This is a genomic window from Ruegeria sp. BB9 (assembly GCF_056539345.1).
Genome location: NZ_JBQFUU010000001.1, coordinates 780,822 through 800,801 on the forward strand (window position 1 = coordinate 780,822; position 19,980 = coordinate 800,801).

The window sequence follows — 19,980 nt, forward strand, 5'->3', positions numbered from 1 at the left end:
GTCAGCCCGGCAACCCCGGGGTGATGATCTGGAATGACCCGTCGTCGAATTTGACGAAACAAGACGCCGTGCCCAATGGCGGCAGGACGGTTGTTCGGGTCGGCGGAACGCCCGATTTGACCGATTGTTTACAGGGCGGCAGGCTGATGGGGCGGTATCCCTTTTTAGCCATGCACTGCGCCTCGACCGTGTTTCGCAGTCCCTGATTTACATCCACGGTGTAGACGCGGCCCGGCTCCCACCAACCTCCGGTGCGGTAGCATCGCCCGCGCCCGTCGCAATAGGTGCGGCCCGGCCAATAGGTGGGCGGGCTTTGGCGCACCTGATTTGCAACCGGTGCATCCTTAAGCGCCTGCACTTGGCATTCGGTCGTTTCGGCCTGCATCCGCGAGACGCTTTCGCCTTCGCGATAATACATCGACAACGGACCGCAGCCGGCCAGCAGGGCAAGGGGAACAAGCAATCGAAGCACTGTTTTCATTCGCTTATCTTGCATCACACAGGCCGTCATGACAATTCGATTGACCGCTTTGTGGGCATCTGTCATTCAAAACGCTCAGGCAGAAAGGCCAAAGGCATGAAGGTCATCATTTGTGGCGCCGGCCAGGTGGGCTGGCAGATCGCTCGGCACCTTTCGGGCGAATTGAATGACGTCACCGTTGTGGACAACAACCCTGACCTGGTACGCCGGGCGACCGAGACGCTGGACGTTCAGGGCATCGCCGGCTTCGCCAGCTATCCCGACGTGCTCGAGCGGGCCGGAGCCCGTGACGCCGACATGATCATCGCCGCGACCCATTCGGACGAGGTGAACATGGTCACCTGCCAGATGGCGCACTCGGTGTTCTCGATCCAGCGCAAGATCGCGCGGTTGCGGTCGAAATCCTACCTCGAAGCGATCCATCGCGACCTGTACCGCCGCGACCATCTTCCGATCGACGTGGTGATCAGCCCCGAACGTGAAGTGGCCGCAGCAGCCATGCGCCGCCTGTCGGCGCCTGCGGCTTTTGACACGGAACTGTTCATGGATGGCAAGGCGCAGCTTCTGGGTATTCGGATCGCCGAGGATTGCCCGATCGTCAACACGCCCCTGCGCCAACTGACAGACTTGTTTTCAACGCTCAGCGCCATCGTGGTGGGTATTCGCCGCGACGGAACACTTTTCGCGCCGGAATCCGAGGACCAATTGTTCGTCGGTGACGAATGTTATGTCTTTACCAGCGTCCAAGACGTTGATCGTACGATGGAAGTCTTTGGTAAATCGCAGAAAAAGCAGGATCGCGTGGTTATCGTGGGCGGCGGGAACGTCGGCCTCGAAGTTGCCCGGACGCTGGAAGAACGCGAGGGCCGCATCCGTGCAAAGGTTATCGAGCGTGATCGGCGCTGTGCGGAACTGGCCGCCGAGTCGCTGGAGCGTACGATCGTTCTGAACGGCGACGGTCTGGATTCCGCCCTGTTGAGCGAAGCGGGGATCGAGCGCGCGGACGCGATGCTGGCCGTCACCGATGACGATCGGACCAACATGCTGGCTGCGGTCCGAGCCAAGGCCGAAGGTTGTCCGCTGGCGATTGCGCTGATCAACGACCCCAGCATGGTGGCCTTGATGGGGCCATTGGGGATTGACGCCTATATCAACCCGCGGGCCACGACCGTCAGTTCGATCCTTCGCCATATCCGGCATGGCCGGGTGCGACAGGTCTATTCGATCGGCGATGCCGAGGCCGAAGTGATCGAGGCCGAAGTGCTGTCGACCTCGCCAATGGCCGGGCAGAAACTGCGCGACATCGACTTTCCCGAAGGCGTCTTGGTCGGCGCCGTGCGCAAGGGCGACGAGGTCCTGCGGCCCACTGGCAGTCTGCGGATTGACGAAAAGGACGTGGTTGCGATTTTCGCAATGGCCAATGATGTACCCGAGGTCGAACGCCTGATGCAGGTTTCGATCGACTTTTTCTGATGGCTGTCGCCCGCGCACCCAAAATCAGCGTAATTCGGCGGCTGCCGCTGTTTCTGTTGATCACGGCGGTTGTGTCCTTGGCGATGTGGGTCCCGGCGATCTACGCCCTTGCCTTGGATGACCATCCAACGTCGCGGTCGTTCTTTTATTCGGGTTTGGTTGGGCTGTTTCTGGTCACGATCGTAGGTCTGGCGACGGCCAGCCGGCAACCGCGGCGCGGAACCTTGGGGCAGTTGGCTGTCCTGCTGGGCTCGTTGACGGTATTGCCGCTGTTTCTGGCCGTTCCGGTCCATGACGCGTTGGGGAACACGACCTTTCTGAACGCCTATTTTGACATGGTCAGCGCCATCACCACCACCGGAGCGGACCTGTTTCCCGACCCCGAGCGCCTGTCGGCGCCGGTTCACCTGTGGCGGGCACTCGTCGGCTGGATGGGTGGGCTGCTGATGTGGATCTCGGCGGCTGCGATCCTGGCGCCTCTGTCGTTGGGCGGGTTCGAGATTACCGCGCGCGGACAACCGGGCCGCCCGGTTTCTGGCGTAGCCCAGAGCGAAAGGGTCGACCCGCGGGGGCGACTGCTCCGTGTGACGGCGACATTGACCCCGGTTTATGCCAGCCTCACAGCGGTAATCTGGGTCTTGCTGTTGATCGCCGGAGAAAAGGGCCTGACGGCCATTTGCCACGCAATGTCGGTGATGGCCACGTCCGGCATATCGCCAGTGGGCGGGTTGGAAGGATCCACCGCCGGGATCACCGGCGAGGCCATCCTGTTTCTGTTCCTGTTCTTTGCCTTGTCCCGCCTGACGTTTTCAAAGGACACCGCAACAACGGGTTATTCCCGGCTGGACCACGATCCAGAATTCCGGATCGGCCTGATGATCGTCGTCGGCGTGGCGGCACTGTTGGTCTTCCGAGTGCTGGCGGGGGTTGCCGAGATCGGCGGGCAGGTGACGGGCCTGCAAACGCTGAACGTCATCTGGGGCATGTTGTTCACGGTGATGTCGTTCCTGACGACGGCCGGGTTCGAAAGCGCTTATTGGAACGACGCGCAACAGTTGTCCGGCCTGGGAACACCGGGGCTTGTGTTGATGGGGCTTGCGCTTATCGGGGGCGGGGTCGCCACCACCGCCGGCGGGGTCAAGCTGTTGCGGGTCTATGCGCTTTACCTGAATGGCGCGCGTGAACTGGACAGGCTGATCCACCCGTCATCGGTCAGCGGGGCGGGCGGTGGCAACCGCCGCATCCAAAGCCAGGGTGCCTTTATCGCGTGGGTCTTTCTGATGATGTTCGCGCTGACGCTTGCGTTGCTTGATGTCGTTCTCGCTGCCGAAGGGGTTGGGTTTGAACGCGCCATGGTGCTGAGCGTCGCGGTGCTGAGCACGACCGGTCCGTTGATCGAACTGGCCACCGATCTGCCGATCCGTCTGATCGATCTGTCGGCCGGAGCCAAGCTGACCATGTGCGCCGGCATGGTGATCGGCCGGCTAGAGACACTGGCGATCATCGCGTTGATCACTCCGGCCCTGTGGCGGGATTGAACCGCCAATTCGGGCCTTCACGTTACTGCCTGATTTTTCATCTGGAATATCTCTGCGCGTCACTCCATACTCGCGCGGAGGGAGCGCGTTGGTCCGCAGCGCGTAAGCAAGAACAACGGCGAGATAACAAAATATGGCTTCGGACAGACAGAATCTTCAGGATGCCTTCCTGAACAATGTACGGAAAGCAAAGGTTCCCGTTACAATTTTCCTGATCAACGGTGTGAAATTGCAGGGTGTCATCACCTGGTTCGACAATTTCTGCGTATTGTTGCGCCGCGACGGACAGTCGCAGCTTGTCTACAAGCACGCGATCTCGACCATCATGCCGTCGCAGCCGATCAACCTGTATGAGGGCGAAGACGCCTCTTGATGGAACATGACCGGAGGCGCACCCGGGCTTGGGTGCTGCATCCCGATATCAAGTCAGATGACCAGCGCCGCGACCCCGTTCCGGCGTTGGAAGAGGCGGTGGCACTGGCTGCCGCTTTGCCCGATCTGGATGTGATCGGGTCCGAGATTGTGCGCCTACCGCGGGCGCAGCCCGGCCTGCTGTTCGGCAGCGGCAAGATCGAGGAATTGGGCGCGCGTTTTGCGGAAAACGAGATCGAGCTGGTTCTGATCGACGGGCCGGTCACCCCGGTTCAGCAGCGCAACCTGGAAAAGGCGTGGAAGGTCAAGATCCTCGACCGGACGGGGCTGATTCTGGAAATCTTCTCGGACCGCGCCCGCACGCGCGAGGGTGTGCTGCAGGTCGAGATGGCCGCGCTGAGCTATCAGCGGACGCGGCTGGTGCGAGCCTGGACCCACCTGGAACGTCAGCGCGGTGGGCTGGGCTTTGTCGGCGGACCGGGGGAAACCCAGATCGAGGCCGACCGGCGTGCGATCGACGATCAACTGGTGCGGCTGCGTCGTCAGCTGCAGAAGGTCGTGAAGACACGGACGCTCCACCGGGCCGCGCGGGCCAAGGTGCCGTATCCGATCGTGGCGCTGGTCGGCTACACCAACGCGGGCAAATCCACGCTGTTCAATCGCCTGACCGGGGCTGAAGTCATGGCCAAGGACATGCTGTTTGCCACGCTGGACCCGACCATGCGCCGGATCGAACTGCCCGACGGGCCCGAGGTGATCCTGTCAGACACGGTGGGTTTCATCTCGAACCTGCCGACCGAACTGGTCGCGGCCTTCCGCGCCACGCTCGAAGAGGTTCTGGCCGCCGACCTGATCGTGCATGTGCGCGACATCAGCCATGCCGAGACCGAGGAGCAGGCCGAGGATGTGCGCACGATCATGGCCTCGCTGGGTGTGGACAATACCCGCCCTCAGCTTGAAGTCTGGAACAAAATCGACCTGCTGTCCGATGAGGACCGCGATGCCGTGCAGGCCCGGGCCGAGCGCGATCCGGCGGTGTTCCCGATATCGGCCGTGACCGGCGAGGGGATCGACCCGCTGTTGACCGAGATCGCCACGATCCTGCAGGGCGTGCGCCGGGAAGAGGTTTTGAAGCTGGGCTTTGCCGACGGCGACAAACGCGCCTGGCTGTTCCGTCAGGACGTGGTGCGCGATGAAAAACAGACCGAGGACGGGTTCGAGATCACCGTTCTGTGGACCGACAAGCAGGCCAATCAGTTCGCGGGCCTCTGACGATCAGGCCCCGTCGATCTGGCGCTGATGGTCGTCGGCATCGAACCAGCACAACGACGACCGGATCTTGTACTCCGCGTCCAGCTCCCATTCTTCCCAGCCGCGCGTGATCACCGCATTTCCGGTCTGTGCATGGTGCCCTTCCAGGGTCCAGACGAAAATGGCATGGGGACCGGCCCATCGCAGCATATCGCAGCGCACTTCAAGATCGGGAAAGTCGGTATGAATCCCGCGCGCCATTTCCGCGATGGCCGCCCGCCCGACGATGGGCGCGCCGCGATTGATCGTGATCTGCCCGTCCGACGTAAAGAAGTCGGCCACGGCATTGGCGTCACCCGAGCTCCAGGCGATGGCATAGTCGCGGGCTAGATTGTTCAGGGTATCGCGCAAACTGGCCATGATCTTCCCCCTCGCGCTGCGGTCCGGGCGCTCCGGAATGGTAGGCCAAGCCACGGGGCCACGTCCACGGGGCGACAAAAAAGGGGCGGGGGTCCGCCGAAACCCCGCCTATTGCGGCATCAGGCGGGTGGTCCCGACGGCGGCGGCGCGCGCCAGATCCAGATCCAGCGACATCGGAATGTACTCACCCCGGCGCCACAGTTGCGCCTGATCGTCATAGTAGCGCGACAGGAAGTGGCCCGATTGCCCGGTGGCCGTGATGAAGACCGAGCTGTCGGGGTCGGCAAAGTCATAAACCCCACGATAGCCCGCGCCGTGCACGTTCTGGAACGGGTCCGGCCCTTCGCCCGAGGTGCGTCCGCGCTGCAGGGTGTTGTCGCCGCCGCTGGTCGATTGGCGGATGTTAACAAAATAGCGCAGCACCGGAACCTCACCCAGCACCGTGTGATCATGGGTGGCCTGGTGGGCATCGCCCCAACGCAGGGATTCCAGTTGGCTGCCATAGCGCTCGGAAATCCAGACCAGTGCATCGTCAAGGGCCAGCCGGGCCATGTCGGTGCAGCTTTCCACCGGTGCGCTCTGCCGGACGTCGCACCAGGTCGAGGCCCCGTCGATGTCGCGAAAGACGCGTTCGATGAACAAGGGCTCGACATGCTTGAATTCCTTGGCCAGCGGCCCGAGGTCATCGGCGATCAGTCGTTTTTGCAGCGCGCGGACCCAGGCCGCATAGATCAGCGGCTCGGGCAGGTGCTCGTTCATCTCGCCGTTCCATTCGGCCAGCAGGGTCAAGGCGATCTGGCGCTGGCGTTCGGGGGTGCCTTCGGGCGCGGCCTCGCCGGTGAACCAAAGGTCGGCCCCGATCAGCGGCAGCAGTGACCGCGCGGTGAAGCTGACCGTGTCCAACTGCGCCTCGATGAAGCTGTCGCGGGTGTGCACCTCGCGGGATTGCATCAGGAATTCCCAGCGGTGGACGCGCTGCGTATCGCCCCATTCATAGGACACATGCAGGGGGAAGGGCCGGTCGATGATCTTGTTGTTGGTGTTGCCCAGTACGCCGCCGGCCGGAGCCACGAATTCGGGGTTGTCGGAATAGGGCAGACGGCCCTGCCAACGGTTGGCAGCGATCCAGCCCGGGGTCGGGATGCGCCCACGGCTCTGGTTGTTGAGGTCGCGGCTGGGCATTGCGCCGATGAGTTTCATGCCGACGGTCGTCTTGTCGACCACCGACAGGTTTTGCGACGGCGCGATGAACAGCTCGGCGGCTTCAATCGCTTCACGTACGGTATCCGCGTTCATCAGCGCCATCGACGCGCTGATCGAGGTGTCGCGCGGACTGAGCGCCGTCCAGGACAGCGAGGCGACATGCCCCGGCGGTGTGATGGTTTCCAGGTTGAAATGGGTGCCTGGCAGGACGGGGCCGTTCTCGGTCCAGCGCAGGGTCAGGGTGATTGGGGGGGCGTCCTTGATCTCGATGATTGAAGGGCGCGACTTGAAGGGTTTGAAGCCTTCGGGCGTCAGATATTCCTCGGGGTTGTCGGGATTCACTCGTTCGATATGCACGTCCTGATCGTCCAGATAGGACGAGGTCAGGCCCCATCCCAGCCGGTCACTACGGCCGGACATAACCGCCGGAATGCCGGGGATGGTGGCGCCGATCACGCCGCCCTTGGTCAGTTCAAGACGCGCCAGATACCAGATCCCCGGCGCAGTCAGGCCCAGATGCGGATCGTTTGCCAACAGGGTTCCACCGGTTGCCGACCGCGAAGGAGCCGCAGACCATGCATTCGAGGCACCCGCCAACCCGCGCTGCGGGACCGGGTTCAGCCATGAGGCCGCGGGTTCCGAATTGGCGGCATAGCGGGGCAGGTTGGGAAACAGCGCCGCATATTCGGGCAGCGCTGCAATGCCCGCGCCAGGCACGTCCGGCAGAATATCTGAGAGCCGCTGCGGATCGTTCAGCATCAACGAGGTGCGCGCCCGCAGCACTTCGTCCTGCAAATGCCCGGATAGCTGAACCGCCATCAGCTTGATCATGGCTATGCTGTCACCCGGTTGCCAAGGAGCAACCGGTGCGTTGAACAAGAACATTTCGGGCGCGCCGCGGCCCAGGGCGTTTTCGTTGATTTCGTCCAGCCGCGCATTGACACCGGCGGCATAGGCGCGAAGAGCGGCCTTTGTGTAATCGTCCTGAACCTCGAAGGACTGATGCGCCAGCCCGTATAGATCCAGCCGACGCATGAGCTTGTCGATATGCACGGTCCGCTGGCCAAAAACCTCGGACAGGCGCCCCTGCACGGTCCGGCGCATGACCGTCATCTGCCACAACCGGTCCTGGGCATGCGCATAGCCCAGACCGAAGAACACGTCGGGGTCGGTCTGCCCCAGGATGTGAGGCACGTTGGCTGTGTCGCGCACGATCTCGACCGGGGCATTCAGGCCTTTGACCTGCAGCGTTTGATCGTAGTCAGGCAGCGACTGGCTGGCCAGGAAATACACCAGACCGATCGCCGCGAGGGTCAGCAGGACCAGACCCGAGGCGATACGCATCAACCAGCGAAAGACGACACCCATCAGCAGCGCACCATTTGAATTTGCAGATCAGGCGAAGGTTAATTCATGGCTCTGGCGACCGAAAGAGGCCGCGCCGCGGAATCTGCGTCTGAAACGAAAAACTCCGCCACGGCATTGGCCAGTGACGGAGTTTTCTTGAGGGGGGTCAGGGGGTCAGGGAATAATGCGCGTGTATTTGATGCCTTCGACCGTCGCGCCCAATTGCAGCCCAGCCTGACCGAAGACCGCCGCCAGCACGGGTTTGCGCAGGGTGGTCAGGTCGGTCGACAACTGGTCCGCCTGGTCGCTGACGACATATCCAATGTCCGCGCCGGCGGTCCATCCGCTTGAGCGGCGGAAATCGTTCAGGGCGTCTTCGGTCATGAAGAATAGGACATGGGCGTATTGCTGGGCGCCAATCTGAAGCCCCGCAGTGCCCTTTACGGCGGAGTAGTAGTCGACCGTGGCGCCATTGATGCGCAGTGCGCCTTTTCCGTAGCCGCCTCCAAAGACGAACCCCGCCTCGGTGATCAGCGGCATGACCAGCATCCCGTTGGCCTTGTTGGCGATTTCCTGGGTGTTCGGGTAGCGGGTATACATCTCGGTCAGCGTGGCATCGACGCGGGCATCGATCGTTGCCGCGTTCGAGTTTCCGACGCCGTTGCCGCAGGCGGCGGTCAGGGTCAGTCCGGCCATGCCAAAGGCAAAGCCGCGACGGCTCAGTCGTGGTGTGTTGGAACTGCTCATGTTTGTTTTTCTCTGTCTATGTGCCTGAAAAGCCGGGTGGTCCCGGTCTTGTGTGCAAGAATACGCCGAGCCGCCTCGGGTGTCACGGGAAAACCGGCAGGCCAAGGCCGGCCGATCGGCGAAAAATCGCGGAGTCCCGCGGGATTAGCCGTGCAGAAGCCGGGCGACCTGCGGTGCGAAATAGGTCAGGATGCCGTCACAGCCCGCGCGTTTGAAGGCCAGCAGGCTTTCCAGCATCACCTTTTCGCCGTCGATCCAACCGTTCTGCGCCGCGGCCTGGATCATCGCGTATTCACCCGACACCTGATAGGCATAGGTGGGTGCGCCAAACGTGTCCTTGACCCTCCGGCAGATGTCCAGATAGGGCATGCCGGGCTTGATCATCACCATGTCGGCGCCCTCGGTCAGGTCGCGTTCGATCAAGCGCAGCGCCTCGTTCGAGTTGGCCGGGTCCATCTGATAGGTCTTCTTGTCGCCGGTCAACGCGCCCGAGGCGCCCACCGCATCACGGAAGGGTCCGTAGAAGGCGCTGGCATATTTCGCGGCATAGCTGAGGATCATGACGTCGTGATGGCCGACGGCCTCGAGCGCCCGGCGCATCGCGCCGATCCGGCCGTCCATCATGTCGGATGGGCCGATGATGTCGGCTCCGGCCTCGGCCTGGGCCAGCGTCATCTTGACCAGCGCCTCGACCGTTTCGTCATTCACGATCTTGCCGTCCACCACGTATCCGTCGTGGCCGTTGATGTTGTAGGGGTCCAGCGCCACGTCGGTCATCACCGCGATCTCGGGCGCGGCCTGCTTGATCGCGCGGATGGCGCGGTTCGACAGGTTGTCGGGGTTCCACGCCTCGGCACAATCCTGAGTCTTGAGGCTGGGATCGGTGTAGGGAAACAGGCAGATCGCCGGGATGCCCATAGCCTGCGCCTCGGCTGCGGCCCTGGCGATCAGATCGACCGAGCGGCGCACCACGCCGGGCATCGAGGGCACGGGCTCTTCGATGCCCTCGCCGTCGCGCACGAAAACCGGCCAGATCAGGTCATCCACGGTCAGGGTGTTCTCGCGCACCAAGCCCCGGATCGCCTCGGACTGGCGGGCGCGACGAAAGCGGCCGTGGGGGTAGGGGGCGATTGTCGGTTTCATGGCGCGTTCTCCTTGAACAGTCGCGCATTGGGTGGCATGAATTTGCACAGGTCTCAAGGGTACCAATGGCCGCGCCGTTGCGATAGAACCGCCTGAGAATTTTGAACAATGAGGCAAGTTTGGACTGGTACTCCACGATCTTCGAGCTCATCGACATGCGCAGTTTCTCGAATCTGTGGTACTGGATCGCGCTTGCGGTGCTGTGGTCGACAGCCAGCCATTGGGTAATGGGCGTTCCCTATGATCTGGTCGTGCGCGCCCGCCGCGTCGGAGGCCAGGCCGAGACCGACCTGCTGGACATCGTGCGGATCAACACCAACCGCATCCTCTACATTGCCGACGTTTCGGGGGTCGTGATCTTGGCGCTGTGTTGTTTCCTGTTCGCGGGGCTGGCGACGCTGGGGTTTTACTATCAGGTCGAGTTCGCCCAGGCGGTGTTCCTGCTGCTGTTCCCGATGGTTCTTGTCGGCGCAAACAGCCTGCGGGTGGCCCGGAACCTGCGGCGGCAGGAGTTGACGATTGAAGCTGTGTCCAAGGCGCTGCATCGATGCCGGCTGGCGACGCAGGTCATCGGTATGTTTGCGATACTGGTCACTTCGATGTGGGGCATGTATCAGAACCTTTCGATAGGCGTTCTGGGATAGCAAAATCTGAAAGGCGAGGCGATGAAGGCTCCGAACCACGTGACAGTCGGCGGCGCCCCCGAGGGGTTTGACGCGCAGCTGGTGCTGAACGAGGTTGCCCGCTCGGGCGGGCCGGTTCTGCATGTGGCGCGCGACGACAAACGTGCCGAGGCGATGCGCGCCGCGCTGCGTTTCTTTGCGCCCGACATGCCGGTGATCCTGTTTCCCGGCTGGGATTGCCTGCCTTTTGACCGGGTGTCGCCCAACCCCGACATCGCGGCGGCGCGGGTGGCGACCCTGGCGGCACTGGTGCACCAGATGCCCGAGCGGTTCGTTCTGCTGACCACGCTGAACGCGGCCACCCAGCGCGTGCCGGCGCGCGACGTGCTGCGGCAGGCGGCGTTCACCGCTCGGGTCGGCCAGCGCATCGACGAGGCCGCACTGCGCGATTTTCTGTTGCGCATGGGTTTCAGCCAAAGCCCCACCGTGATGGAGCCCGGCGACTATGCCGTGCGCGGCGGGATCATCGACATCTTCCCGCCGGGCGAAGCAGGGCCGGTGCGGCTGGACCTCTTCGGTGACGTGCTGGACGGCGCGCGCCGGTTCGATCCGGCCACCCAGCGCACCACGGAAAAGCTTGATCTAGTCGAACTGGCCCCGGTTTCCGAGGTGATCCTGGACGAGGCCGCAATCACCCGGTTCCGTCAGAACTATCGCATCGAGTTCGGTGCGGCCGGTACGGATGATCCGCTGTACGAGGCGGTCAGCGCCGGGCGCAAGCATCAGGGCATGGAGCACTGGCTGCCCCTGTTCCACGAAAAGCTGGAAACGTTGTTCGACTACCTGCCGGACGCGACGATCACGCTGGACGATCAGGTCACGCCCGCCCGTCTGGCCCGGTGGGACAGCATCGCCGATCAATACGAAACCCGGCGTCTGGCGCTCGAGAACCGCTCGCGGATGGATTCGGTCTATAAACCCACGCCGCCGGGCCTGCTGTATCTGGATGATGACGCCTGGACCCAGGCGGTGGCGCAGCGGCGGGTGCTGCAGTTCAGCCCCCTTCCGCAGGCCAGTGGCCCGGGGGTGATCGATGCGGGCGGTCGGATCGGGCGCAACTTTGCCCCCGAGCGGCAGCAGGAAAGCATCAGCCTGTTCGGCGCGCTGGCCAGCCACATCAAGAACAAGCTGGAGAAGGGGCCGGTTCTGGTCGCGTCCTATTCCGAGGGCGCGCGCGAACGCCTGACCGGATTGATCGAGGATGAGGGCTTGGCCGAGGCGATTCATGTGCCCGACGGCTCGCGCATCGGCAAGCGCGGTTTACACCTTGCGGTTTGGGCGCTGGAGCACGGCTTCGAGACGCCCGACATGACGGTGATTTCGGAACAGGATGTGCTGGGCGACCGGCTGATCCGCCAACCCAAGAAACGCCGCAAGGCCGAGAATTTCCTGACCGAGACCCAATCGCTCAGCCCCGGCGATCTGGTGGTGCATGTCGATCACGGCATCGGCCGTTATATGGGCATGGAAGTCGTGACCGCCCTCGGCGCCGCGCATGAATGCCTGCTGCTGGAATATGCCGAAGGCGCCAAGCTGTACCTGCCGGTCGAAAACATCGAGCTGCTGTCGAAATACGGGCACGAGGAAGGTTTGCTCGACAAGCTGGGCGGTGGTGCGTGGCAGGCCAAGAAGGCCAAGTTGAAAGAGCGGATCCGCGAGATGGCCGACCGGCTGATCCGCATCGCCGCCGAACGCGCCCTGCGCAAGGCCCCGATCATGGACCCGCCGCCCCACGCGTGGGAGGAGTTCAGCGCCCGCTTCCCCTATCAGGAAACCGAGGATCAGCTGCGCGCCATCGCCGACGTAATGGAGGACCTGCACTCGGGCACGCCGATGGATCGCCTGATCTGCGGCGACGTGGGCTTTGGCAAGACCGAGGTCGCCATGCGCGCGGCCTTTGTTGCGGCCATGTCCGGCCTGCAGGTGGCAGTGATCGCGCCCACAACGCTGCTGGCCCGTCAGCACGCGGCCAGTTTCAAGGACCGGTTCCGGGGCTTCCCGCTGGAAGTCCGGCAATTGTCACGTTTCGTCTCGGCCAAAGAGGCGCAGCAGACCCGCGAAGGGCTGGCAAAGGGCACGGTCGATATCGTGATCGGCACCCATGCGCTGCTGGCCAAGGGCATCCGGTTCCAGAATCTGGGCCTGCTGATCATCGACGAAGAGCAGCATTTCGGCGTGGCCCACAAGGAGCGGCTGAAGCAACTGCGCTCGGACGTGCATGTGCTAACGCTGACCGCGACGCCCATTCCGCGTACCCTGCAACTGAGCCTGACCGGCGTGCGCGACCTGTCGATCATCGGCACGCCGCCCGTCGATCGCCTTGCGATCCGCACCTATGTCAGCGAGTTCGACGCCGTCACCATCCGCGAGGCGCTGCTGCGCGAGCATTATCGCGGCGGGCAGAGTTTCTATGTGGTCCCGCGCATCTCGGACTTGCCCGAGATCGAGGAATTCCTGAAAGAACAGCTGCCCGAACTGACCTATGTGGTGGCCCACGGCCAGATGGCGGCGGGCGAGTTGGATGATCGGATGAATGCCTTCTATGACGGCAAGTATGACATCCTGCTGGCCACCACGATCGTCGAAAGCGGGCTGGACATTCCCACAGCCAACACGATGGTTGTGCACCGGGCCGACATGTTCGGGCTGGCGCAGCTTTATCAGATCCGGGGCCGGGTGGGGCGGTCCAAGACCCGCGCCTATGCCTATCTGACCACCAAGCCGCGCGCGCGGCTCACCCCGGCGGCCGAAAAGCGGCTGCGGGTTCTGGGCTCGCTCGATACGCTGGGGGCGGGGTTCACGCTGGCCAGCCAGGATCTGGACATTCGCGGCGCGGGCAACCTGCTGGGCGAGGAACAGTCGGGCCAGATGCGCGACGTGGGCTATGAACTCTACCAGTCGATGCTGGAAGAGGCGATCGCCAAGATCAAGGCCGGTGAGATGGAGGGGCTGAGCGAGGCCGACGACCAGTGGGCGCCGCAGATCAACCTGAGCGTTCCGGTACTGATTCCCGAAGACTATGTGCCTGATCTGGACGTGCGGTTGGGCCTCTACCGCCGCCTGTCGTCGCTGTCGACCAAGGTCGAACTGGAGGGCTTTGCCGCCGAGTTGATCGACCGGTTCGGCCCGCTGCCGAAAGAGGTGAACACCCTGCTTCTGGTGGTGCGGATCAAGGCCATGTGCAAACGCGCCGGCATTGCCAAGCTGGACGGCGGACCGAAGGGGGCCACGATCCAGTTCCACAATGACAAGTTCGCCTCGCCGGAAGGTTTGGTCGAGTTCATCCAGAACCAGCGCGGGCTGGCCAAGGTCAAGGACAACAAGATCGTGGTGCGGCGCGACTGGAAAAAGGACAGCGACAAGATCAAGGGCGCCTTTGCCATTGCCCGCGATCTGGCCGAGAAGGTCGCCGCCGAGAAAAAGAAGAAGGCCAGCGCCTGAGGGCGCGGCCTAGTCCCCGGCCACGAACGTACACAGCTGCCAGTCACCGCTGTCCGACTTCACGAAGGCCGCGCGATAGCCGACCATCGACCACAGGAATTCGGAATAGATATAGCCGCGCGTTCCGTCGGTCAGGATGACGCCCTGATATTCGGCCTCTTCCAGATAGTCCGGCACGATCACCACCTCGTGGCTGATCAGGTCCAGAATGGGCGCGCCGCGGTTTGGGGCCTGGCGCAGGGTGACATCCTGACCGGTCACGAAATAGGCGGTGAACGGATCCAGCTTCGCTGGCAGGGTAAGCCGCCACTGGTGCGGCATCCAGAATTCGCCATCCTCGTCGAAATAGCCGGGCTGGGCCAGCGTGGTCTCGAGGTCGCGCCAGTAGTCCTCGCGGATGGTGGCGGCGTGGCGGTGGTCGGCCTCGGGCAGGGTTTCGGGATCGACCGTCAGATTGGCGCGGAACGTCTCGGGGCCGTCCTCGTCGCCGTGGCTGGTGTAGATCTCGGGGCAGGTGGCGGCCATCACGCCCTCGAGGTCGCGGGCGGCGACCTTTGCGCGCAGGTCCGCACGAAAGGCTTCCAGTGCCGGGTCTTGGCTGGCCTCGTCCACAGGCGGAAAGGTCTGACGGTCGGCCCAGGCGGGACCGCAGCACAGCGCGATCAGCGCAGCGTTCAACAGTTTCATTCAGCGGCTCTCATCGCGGCCTGGGCGCAGAAGCACGAGGCGCCGACGCTGCGGTCGGCCCGCGCCAGGGCCAGGTCAAGTCGTTGTCGGATCAGCTGCAATTCCTCTACCGCGCCACGCGCCTTGAGGCAATCGTGCAAGCCCTTGAGGCTCCAGACATTGTCGGGATGGATCGAGGCGCGGCTGAGGGTGCCGCCCAGACCCAGATCCTCGCGATAGACGGCTTCGGCCTCGGCCACGTGGCCCTGCTCGAACAGCAGCGCCCCCAGCGCGTGGCGGGTGGGCTGCATCCAGCCCCAGGGCTCGTCATAGGGCAGATTGTCGTCCAGCTCGACCGAGCGGCGCAGGTGGGCGAAGGCCGTGTCGAAATTGCCTTTGCGGTACTCGATCTCGCCCCGCAGCATCTCGCGCGCGATCTCCAGCAGGTCAATCACGCGGTTGTTGTGCAGCAGGCGGGTTTCGGGCACGCGGTCCTTGGCGGCGAGGAACAGCAGTTCCTCGGCCTCGGCCTCGGCCACGTCGCCGGTGGCGGCATGGGCGATGGCGCGGGCGTAATGCGTGGTGGCCGTCACCGTCAGATACAGGTCGGGATCGGGGGGCAGGGGCAGGGCCTTGGCTTCCTCCCACCGGCCGAAACGGATCAGGATATGCGGCCCCATGGCCATGTAGCTTTCGAAGTAATCCGCCATCGGCGGGCTTTCGATGCGAAGCATCTCCTCGGGCGTGGTGTCCCACAGGCCCTTGTTGGCACGCAGGGCGGGCTCCATCTGGCCCAAGAACAACGCGCCATAGATAACGAAGTGGTAGTTGTGCTGGCGATAGCCGGTATAGATGTTGAACGCGCCTTCGCGCTGGTAATATTTCAGATCGGCGATGACGGCCTGTTCGTTCCAGTGGACGACGTTCTGGTAGTGGCCGCACAGCACGTCGATATGGGTGGGCATGTGCACCAGATGCCCGGCATCCGGCACCAGCGTGCGCAGCACGTCACCGGCCTTCAGTGCCTTTTCGGGCGTGGGCGACATCTCCATCAGATGCACATAGAGGTGCAGCAGACCCGGATGCGACATCGCCGCCGGATCGTGAGCCATGGCCCATTCCAACGCCTCCTGCGCTTCAAGCGTGGCGGCGCCTTCGGCAGGCTGGCCTGTCCTCAGATCCCACATCTGCCAGGGGGTCAGGTTCAGCAGCGACTCGACATAGATGGTGCGCAGGTCCAGATGATCGGGCTGGGCCGCGAAGGCGGCGCGCATGGCGTCGGCGAAGTCGTCGTCCCAGCGGTGCATGTCGGGCGCCGGGTCACGCTGGGGATAGCGGGCGGGCAGGGCGCGGATCAGTTCGCGTTCGACGGGCGTGCAGCGATCCAGCAGGGCCTGTGCGCATTGGGTTGCGTCATAGGCGCAGTTCAGGGCCTTGGCCTTACCGCGGTCGTCCAGCAGATCCCAGGGCAGGTTGTAGTTGGGCCCGGCGGCATAGGCCACGCCCCAATGGGCCATGGCGCAGTCGGGGTCATGCTCCAGCGCGCGCTGGAAACACACGACCGCCTCTTCATGGTTGTAGCCGTAGGTCCAGACAAGGCCCCGGTCGAACCACAGCTGCGCCTGATCCGAGGACGTGGTGACGGGGCAGCTATGCGTGCCCAGATCGTAATAGTCGCTCATGCCGAACTCTCCCTGACTGGGGCGAGCCTAGCGCAGTTCGGGTGCGCTGCACAGGTCAGGCGGGAACGCGGTCTTCGATCCGGCCCATGTGGACCATCAGCCCGAAGGCCAGCGCGCACATGGTCAGGATGCCGATGGTCAGCGGCCCCAGCGTGCCGTCGAACAGCAGCCCCACCGGCGCGGCGATCGCGGCGGCCAGCACGGTCGAGATCGACCCGATGACCGAGGCCGCCATGCCGGCGATATGGCCCATCGGCTCCATCGCGATGGCATTCAGGTTACCCATGGTGACGCCGGCCATGAAAAAGACCGTGGTCTGCCAGAACACGAACAGCGCAAACGAGGCCTGCGGCGACAGGTTCGACATGTTCAGGGCAATCACCAGCGAGGTGATCAGGATCTGTCCGGCCAGCGCCCAGGTCACCATACGGCGCATCCCCACGCGCACCACGACGGCAGCGTTCAACAAGCTGGCCGAGCCGGACATCAGCGCCACGAATCCGAACCAGAAGGGGAAGCTGTCGGCGCGGTGGTGGATCACGTCATAGACCGGCTGCACCATGGTCAGCATGGTGAACAGCATGCCCATGCACAGGGTCTGGACAAAGATCGACAGGCGCACGGTGGGGTGGGCAAACATCTCTTTCACCGCACCGACCATCAGCGGCAGGCGGAACGGGCGGCGGTTTTCCGGCGCAAGCGACTCCGGCAGTCGGAACCCCATCCAAACAATGATCACCAGCGCGAACAGGATGAACGACATGAACACACCGCGCCAACCGGCGAAGGCAATCACGGCGGCTCCGGCCATGGGCGCGATGGCGGGCACCAGGGTGAAGATCATCATCGCGATGGACACGATCCGCGCCATTTCCCGGCCCGAGAACAGATCGCGGATGATCGCCATGGCGACCACGCGGGGCCCGGCGGCCCCCAGCCCCTGAACCACCCGGGCGGCCAGAACCAACTCTAGCGACGAACTGGCCCAGGCCACGGCCGATGCCAGAATATAGACTGCTGCTCCGGCAAAGATCACCGGCCTGCGTCCGACCGCATCCGAGATCGGGCCGGTGAAGAACGTGCCGATTCCCATTCCCAGAACAAAGCTGGTCAGGATCAACTGCGCCCGGTTCACGTCATCAGGGCTGAGCTGCGCGCCGATCTCGGGCAGGGCAGGCAGCATTGAATCAATCGAAAATGCGATGGTGGCAAACATCATCGCGATCAGCGCGATGAATTCGGCCTTGGAAATACGGTCAGCCATGCGGGGACTCCTTGCTCCAACGCGCTAACACGACAGGGCAAGGTGGGCTAGGTGCAATCGCGCACAGAACTCTGTGCTATTCTGCAGAGGAAGGCTCAAGCTGAGACATTATTTCGCCGATCACTTGCGCCCACAATTCCGGTGGTTGCGCCCCAGGGACCGCGTGCTGGTTGGCGACGATGAAGGTGGGGACCGAGTTTACGCCCATTTCACGCGAGTGCGTATCCCGCTGACGAATGTCGTCCCGGTCGGCGTCGGATTTCAGCAGCTTCAGAACAACTGCGGCGTCCATGCCCACGCTGTCGGCGATGTCGGCCAAAACCTCGTGGTCGCCGATGTCGCGGCCCTGCACGAAATACGCAGTGAACAGCGCATCCACCACCTGGTTCTGCTTGCCCTCGATCCCGGCCCAATGGATCAGGCGATGGGCGTCCAGCGTGTTCGGGGTGCGTTTCATGGCCTCGAAATCGATGTTCAGGCCGGCCTTTTCGGCATGCTCCACCACCGGCGCATAGGCGCGAACCGCACCCTCCTTGCCACCGAATTTGCGTTCCAGGTATTCGCGCCGGTCCATGCCGCCTTCGGGCATGTCGGGGTTCAGCTGGAACGGATGCCATTCGATCACGAACGGATGATCCGGGACCGAGGCCAGCGCCTTGTCCAGGTTGGTCTTGCCGATATAGCACCACGGGCAGATCGGGTCGGACAGGATATCAAGCTTGACGGTCTGGGTCATTCTTCGGGTGCCTTGAAATAGGCCGGCAATGCGCGGCGCAGGAGTTTTCCGTTGCCCCCGGTGGGCAGTTCGGGAAGATGGATGAAGGCGCGGGGTTGCTTGTAGCGCGCCAGGTTGGCCTCGACATAAGCGCGCAGGGCGGTTTCGTCCAGTTTTTCCGGCCCGGAATAAAAGGCGGCGATCACGAAGGTGTCCGGTTTGACCTCGACCGCCGCCGCGCCGACCTGAACGATTCCGGGAAAGCGCGACAGGACGGATTCGACCTCGACCGGGGATACCCGATAGCCACCGGCGTTCATCATGTCGTCGTCGCGCCCCAGATAGGTGATCTGCCCATCCACGGCCATCGCCCCCTGATCGCCGGTCAGGAACCAATCGCCCTGCATGCGCGCGCGGGCCTCGTCCGGGGCGTTGAGATAGGTCAGCATCAGCCCCGGGTCCGAGCGGTGAATGGCGATGGTGCCTTCCTGCCCCTGCGGAACCGGCCCGTCAGGCCCCAGGATCGCCACGCGGCGCCCCGGTTGCGGCTGGCCCAGAGAGTCTCCGCGCGCGGGGTGGGATGGGCTGGATGAGATGAAGGTCGAACATTCCGACATTCCATAGGCCTCGTACAGCTCGGTCCCGGTGGCCTGAACCCAGCGTTCGTGCAAGGCGCGCGACAGTTTCTCACCGGCGCTCAGGCCGTGGCGCAGATCGGGCAAGGACAGCGTGTCCGCCGCATTCAGCATCTTGCGGTAGACACCGGGGGCGGCCGCAAAGATCGAGGCGCGGTGGCGGCGCAGCAACTCAGGCAGGGCTGCCGGGTCGGTTCCGGGTTCGGGGATCAGCGCGGTGGCACCGATGGTCCACGGGTCCATCAAGCCGGTGCCCAGCGTGTAGGTCCAGTTGAACGCGCCCGCGTGGCACAGGCGGTCGGCCTCGCGCAGACCGTACCAGCCATCGACCATCATCTGCCGCGCCCAGATCGCGCGATGCGCATGGGCCACGGCGCGTGGTTTGCCCGAGGTGCCCGAGGTATAGACGACATAGGCCATGTGTTCCGGATCGCCCATGTCGAACGCCGCGGGCGGCAGGTTGCGCATGGCGGCAAGGTCGGCCAGGCAGATCTGGTTGGGGTGCGCGGCACAGGCCACGGACGGATCGCGCAGAATGGCGGCTGGAGACAGTTCCCGGATCATCCGCTCCGTTTCCGGCTCGGTCAGTTGCGAGGAGGTGGGCACCGGGACCAGCCCGACCGCGATTGCCCCAAGATAGGCGATGGGAAAATCGACCGTATTGCCCAGACGCATCAGCACGATGTTTCCGGGCACGAGGCCTGCACGCAGCAGCCCGGTTCCTGTGCCCAGAACTGCAGATTTCAACTTCGCAAAGGTCCAGTCGTTCGAACCGTCAGGGCGCAGCACGGACAGGGCCACCTTGTCGGGCGTGGCATCGGCGCGGCGCAGCACATGGGCGGCCAGGTTGAACGGCGCGGGGCAGGGCGTCGGCGGCCCCTGATCGAAAATCGACAACATGCGCCTTGGCTATTGCCGT

The 19,980-nt window shown here is 63.7% G+C and carries 16 protein-coding genes; 6 read left to right on the forward strand and 10 right to left on the reverse strand.

Annotated elements, in window-relative coordinates; genetic code table 11:
• Position 1 precedes the first annotated feature (1 nt).
• Positions 2 to 481, reverse strand: a complete 480-nt coding sequence (locus ACR0FC_RS03940; RefSeq protein ID WP_093962235.1) for a hypothetical protein — start codon at positions 479 to 481, stop codon at positions 2 to 4.
• Between the two features lie 96 nt (positions 482 to 577).
• Between ACR0FC_RS03940 and trkA the strand changes: the two genes are divergently transcribed.
• From trkA to hflX, 4 genes are all read left to right on the forward strand, one after another.
• Entirely contained in the window at positions 578 to 1,954 is a 1,377-nt protein-coding gene (trkA, locus tag ACR0FC_RS03945) for a Trk system potassium transporter TrkA (RefSeq protein WP_093962234.1), read from the forward strand.
• Positions 1,954 to 3,492 (forward strand): TrkH family potassium uptake protein, encoded by a 1,539-nt coding sequence (locus ACR0FC_RS03950; protein WP_170338373.1) that lies wholly within the window; start codon positions 1,954 to 1,956, stop codon positions 3,490 to 3,492. Before trkA ends, ACR0FC_RS03950 begins: the two co-directional genes overlap by 1 nt.
• 133 nt (positions 3,493 to 3,625) lie before the next feature.
• A complete protein-coding gene (gene hfq, locus ACR0FC_RS03955) occupies positions 3,626 to 3,865 on the forward strand; it encodes an RNA chaperone Hfq (protein WP_005982826.1) in 240 nt (79 codons plus the stop codon).
• Entirely contained in the window at positions 3,865 to 5,136 is a 1,272-nt protein-coding gene (gene hflX / locus ACR0FC_RS03960) for a GTPase HflX (RefSeq protein ID WP_093962232.1), read from the forward strand. The genes hfq and hflX overlap by 1 nt, the downstream gene beginning before the upstream one ends.
• Positions 5,137 to 5,139: 3 nt before the next feature.
• Here the strand turns inward: hflX and ACR0FC_RS03965 are convergent, their stop codons facing one another.
• The 4 genes from ACR0FC_RS03965 to hemB all read right to left on the reverse strand — a co-directional run bounded on the left by ACR0FC_RS03965 (position 5,140) and on the right by hemB (position 9,975).
• The gene (locus ACR0FC_RS03965) at positions 5,140 to 5,535 is read right to left on the reverse strand and encodes a nuclear transport factor 2 family protein (protein ID WP_170338375.1); all 396 of its coding nucleotides are present in this window, start codon (positions 5,533 to 5,535) and stop codon (positions 5,140 to 5,142) included.
• Between the two features lie 108 nt (positions 5,536 to 5,643).
• Entirely contained in the window at positions 5,644 to 8,106 is a 2,463-nt protein-coding gene (locus ACR0FC_RS03970; protein ID WP_170338377.1) for a penicillin acylase family protein, read from the reverse strand.
• Between the two features lie 153 nt (positions 8,107 to 8,259).
• On the reverse strand, positions 8,260 to 8,832 hold the full coding sequence (locus ACR0FC_RS03975; RefSeq protein WP_093962230.1) for a lipid-binding SYLF domain-containing protein: 573 nt from the start codon (positions 8,830 to 8,832) through the stop codon (positions 8,260 to 8,262).
• A gap of 144 nt (positions 8,833 to 8,976) precedes the next feature.
• Positions 8,977 to 9,975, reverse strand: coding sequence for a porphobilinogen synthase (hemB, locus tag ACR0FC_RS03980; RefSeq protein ID WP_170338380.1), 999 nt, complete (start codon positions 9,973 to 9,975; stop codon positions 8,977 to 8,979).
• Positions 9,976 to 10,094: 119 nt separating this feature from the next.
• On the opposite strand from hemB, the gene ACR0FC_RS03985 reads away from it, so the two are divergent.
• Both ACR0FC_RS03985 and mfd read left to right on the forward strand, forming a co-directional pair.
• A complete protein-coding gene (locus ACR0FC_RS03985; protein ID WP_170338382.1) occupies positions 10,095 to 10,619 on the forward strand; it encodes a component of SufBCD complex in 525 nt (174 codons plus the stop codon).
• Positions 10,620 to 10,640: 21 nt separating this feature from the next.
• On the forward strand, positions 10,641 to 14,099 hold the full coding sequence (gene mfd / locus ACR0FC_RS03990) for a transcription-repair coupling factor (protein ID WP_170338384.1): 3,459 nt from the start codon (positions 10,641 to 10,643) through the stop codon (positions 14,097 to 14,099).
• Positions 14,100 to 14,108: 9 nt separating this feature from the next.
• Here mfd and ACR0FC_RS03995 read toward each other — a convergent pair whose 3' ends face one another.
• The 5 genes from ACR0FC_RS03995 to ACR0FC_RS04015 all read right to left on the reverse strand — a co-directional run bounded on the left by ACR0FC_RS03995 (position 14,109) and on the right by ACR0FC_RS04015 (position 19,961).
• Positions 14,109 to 14,786: an SH3 domain-containing protein gene (locus ACR0FC_RS03995; protein ID WP_170338386.1), complete on the reverse strand. Its 678-nt coding sequence runs from the start codon at positions 14,784 to 14,786 to the stop codon at positions 14,109 to 14,111.
• Positions 14,783 to 16,447 carry a tetratricopeptide repeat protein gene (locus tag ACR0FC_RS04000; RefSeq protein WP_170338388.1) on the reverse strand — a complete coding sequence of 555 codons (1,665 nt, stop codon included), beginning with the start codon at positions 16,445 to 16,447 and terminating at the stop codon, positions 14,783 to 14,785. The genes ACR0FC_RS03995 and ACR0FC_RS04000 overlap by 4 nt, the downstream gene beginning before the upstream one ends.
• Before the next feature lie 55 nt (positions 16,448 to 16,502).
• Positions 16,503 to 17,711: a multidrug effflux MFS transporter gene (locus tag ACR0FC_RS04005; protein ID WP_170338390.1), complete on the reverse strand. Its 1,209-nt coding sequence runs from the start codon at positions 17,709 to 17,711 to the stop codon at positions 16,503 to 16,505.
• A 76-nt stretch (positions 17,712 to 17,787) separates the two neighbouring features.
• On the reverse strand, positions 17,788 to 18,447 hold the full coding sequence (locus tag ACR0FC_RS04010; protein WP_170338392.1) for a DsbA family oxidoreductase: 660 nt from the start codon (positions 18,445 to 18,447) through the stop codon (positions 17,788 to 17,790).
• A complete protein-coding gene (locus tag ACR0FC_RS04015; protein WP_170338394.1) occupies positions 18,444 to 19,961 on the reverse strand; it encodes a class I adenylate-forming enzyme family protein in 1,518 nt (505 codons plus the stop codon). The genes ACR0FC_RS04010 and ACR0FC_RS04015 overlap by 4 nt, the downstream gene beginning before the upstream one ends.
• Between the last annotated feature and the right edge of the window lie 19 nt (positions 19,962 to 19,980).

Bases quoted from the DNA above. Each gene is read 5' to 3' on its own strand.
- ACR0FC_RS03995 (WP_170338386.1), bottom strand. From the start codon at position 14,786: ATGAAACTGTTGAACGCTGCGCTGATCGCGCTGTGCTGCGGTCCCGCC.
- ACR0FC_RS03940 (WP_093962235.1), bottom strand. From the start codon at position 481: ATGAAAACAGTGCTTCGATTGCTTGTTCCCCTTGCCCTGCTGGCCGGC.
- hfq (WP_005982826.1), top strand. From the start codon at position 3,626: ATGGCTTCGGACAGACAGAATCTTCAGGATGCCTTCCTGAACAATGTA.
- hflX (WP_093962232.1), top strand. From the start codon at position 3,865: ATGGAACATGACCGGAGGCGCACCCGGGCTTGGGTGCTGCATCCCGAT.
- mfd (WP_170338384.1), top strand. From the start codon at position 10,641: ATGAAGGCTCCGAACCACGTGACAGTCGGCGGCGCCCCCGAGGGGTTT.
- ACR0FC_RS04015 (WP_170338394.1), bottom strand. From the start codon at position 19,961: ATGTTGTCGATTTTCGATCAGGGGCCGCCGACGCCCTGCCCCGCGCCG.
- hemB (WP_170338380.1), bottom strand. From the start codon at position 9,975: ATGAAACCGACAATCGCCCCCTACCCCCACGGCCGCTTTCGTCGCGCC.
- trkA (WP_093962234.1), top strand. From the start codon at position 578: ATGAAGGTCATCATTTGTGGCGCCGGCCAGGTGGGCTGGCAGATCGCT.
- ACR0FC_RS04010 (WP_170338392.1), bottom strand. From the start codon at position 18,447: ATGACCCAGACCGTCAAGCTTGATATCCTGTCCGACCCGATCTGCCCG.
- ACR0FC_RS03970 (WP_170338377.1), bottom strand. From the start codon at position 8,106: ATGGGTGTCGTCTTTCGCTGGTTGATGCGTATCGCCTCGGGTCTGGTC.
- ACR0FC_RS03975 (WP_093962230.1), bottom strand. From the start codon at position 8,832: ATGAGCAGTTCCAACACACCACGACTGAGCCGTCGCGGCTTTGCCTTT.
- ACR0FC_RS04005 (WP_170338390.1), bottom strand. From the start codon at position 17,711: ATGGCTGACCGTATTTCCAAGGCCGAATTCATCGCGCTGATCGCGATG.
- ACR0FC_RS03950 (WP_170338373.1), top strand. From the start codon at position 1,954: ATGGCTGTCGCCCGCGCACCCAAAATCAGCGTAATTCGGCGGCTGCCG.
- ACR0FC_RS03965 (WP_170338375.1), bottom strand. From the start codon at position 5,535: ATGGCCAGTTTGCGCGATACCCTGAACAATCTAGCCCGCGACTATGCC.
- ACR0FC_RS04000 (WP_170338388.1), bottom strand. From the start codon at position 16,447: ATGAGCGACTATTACGATCTGGGCACGCATAGCTGCCCCGTCACCACG.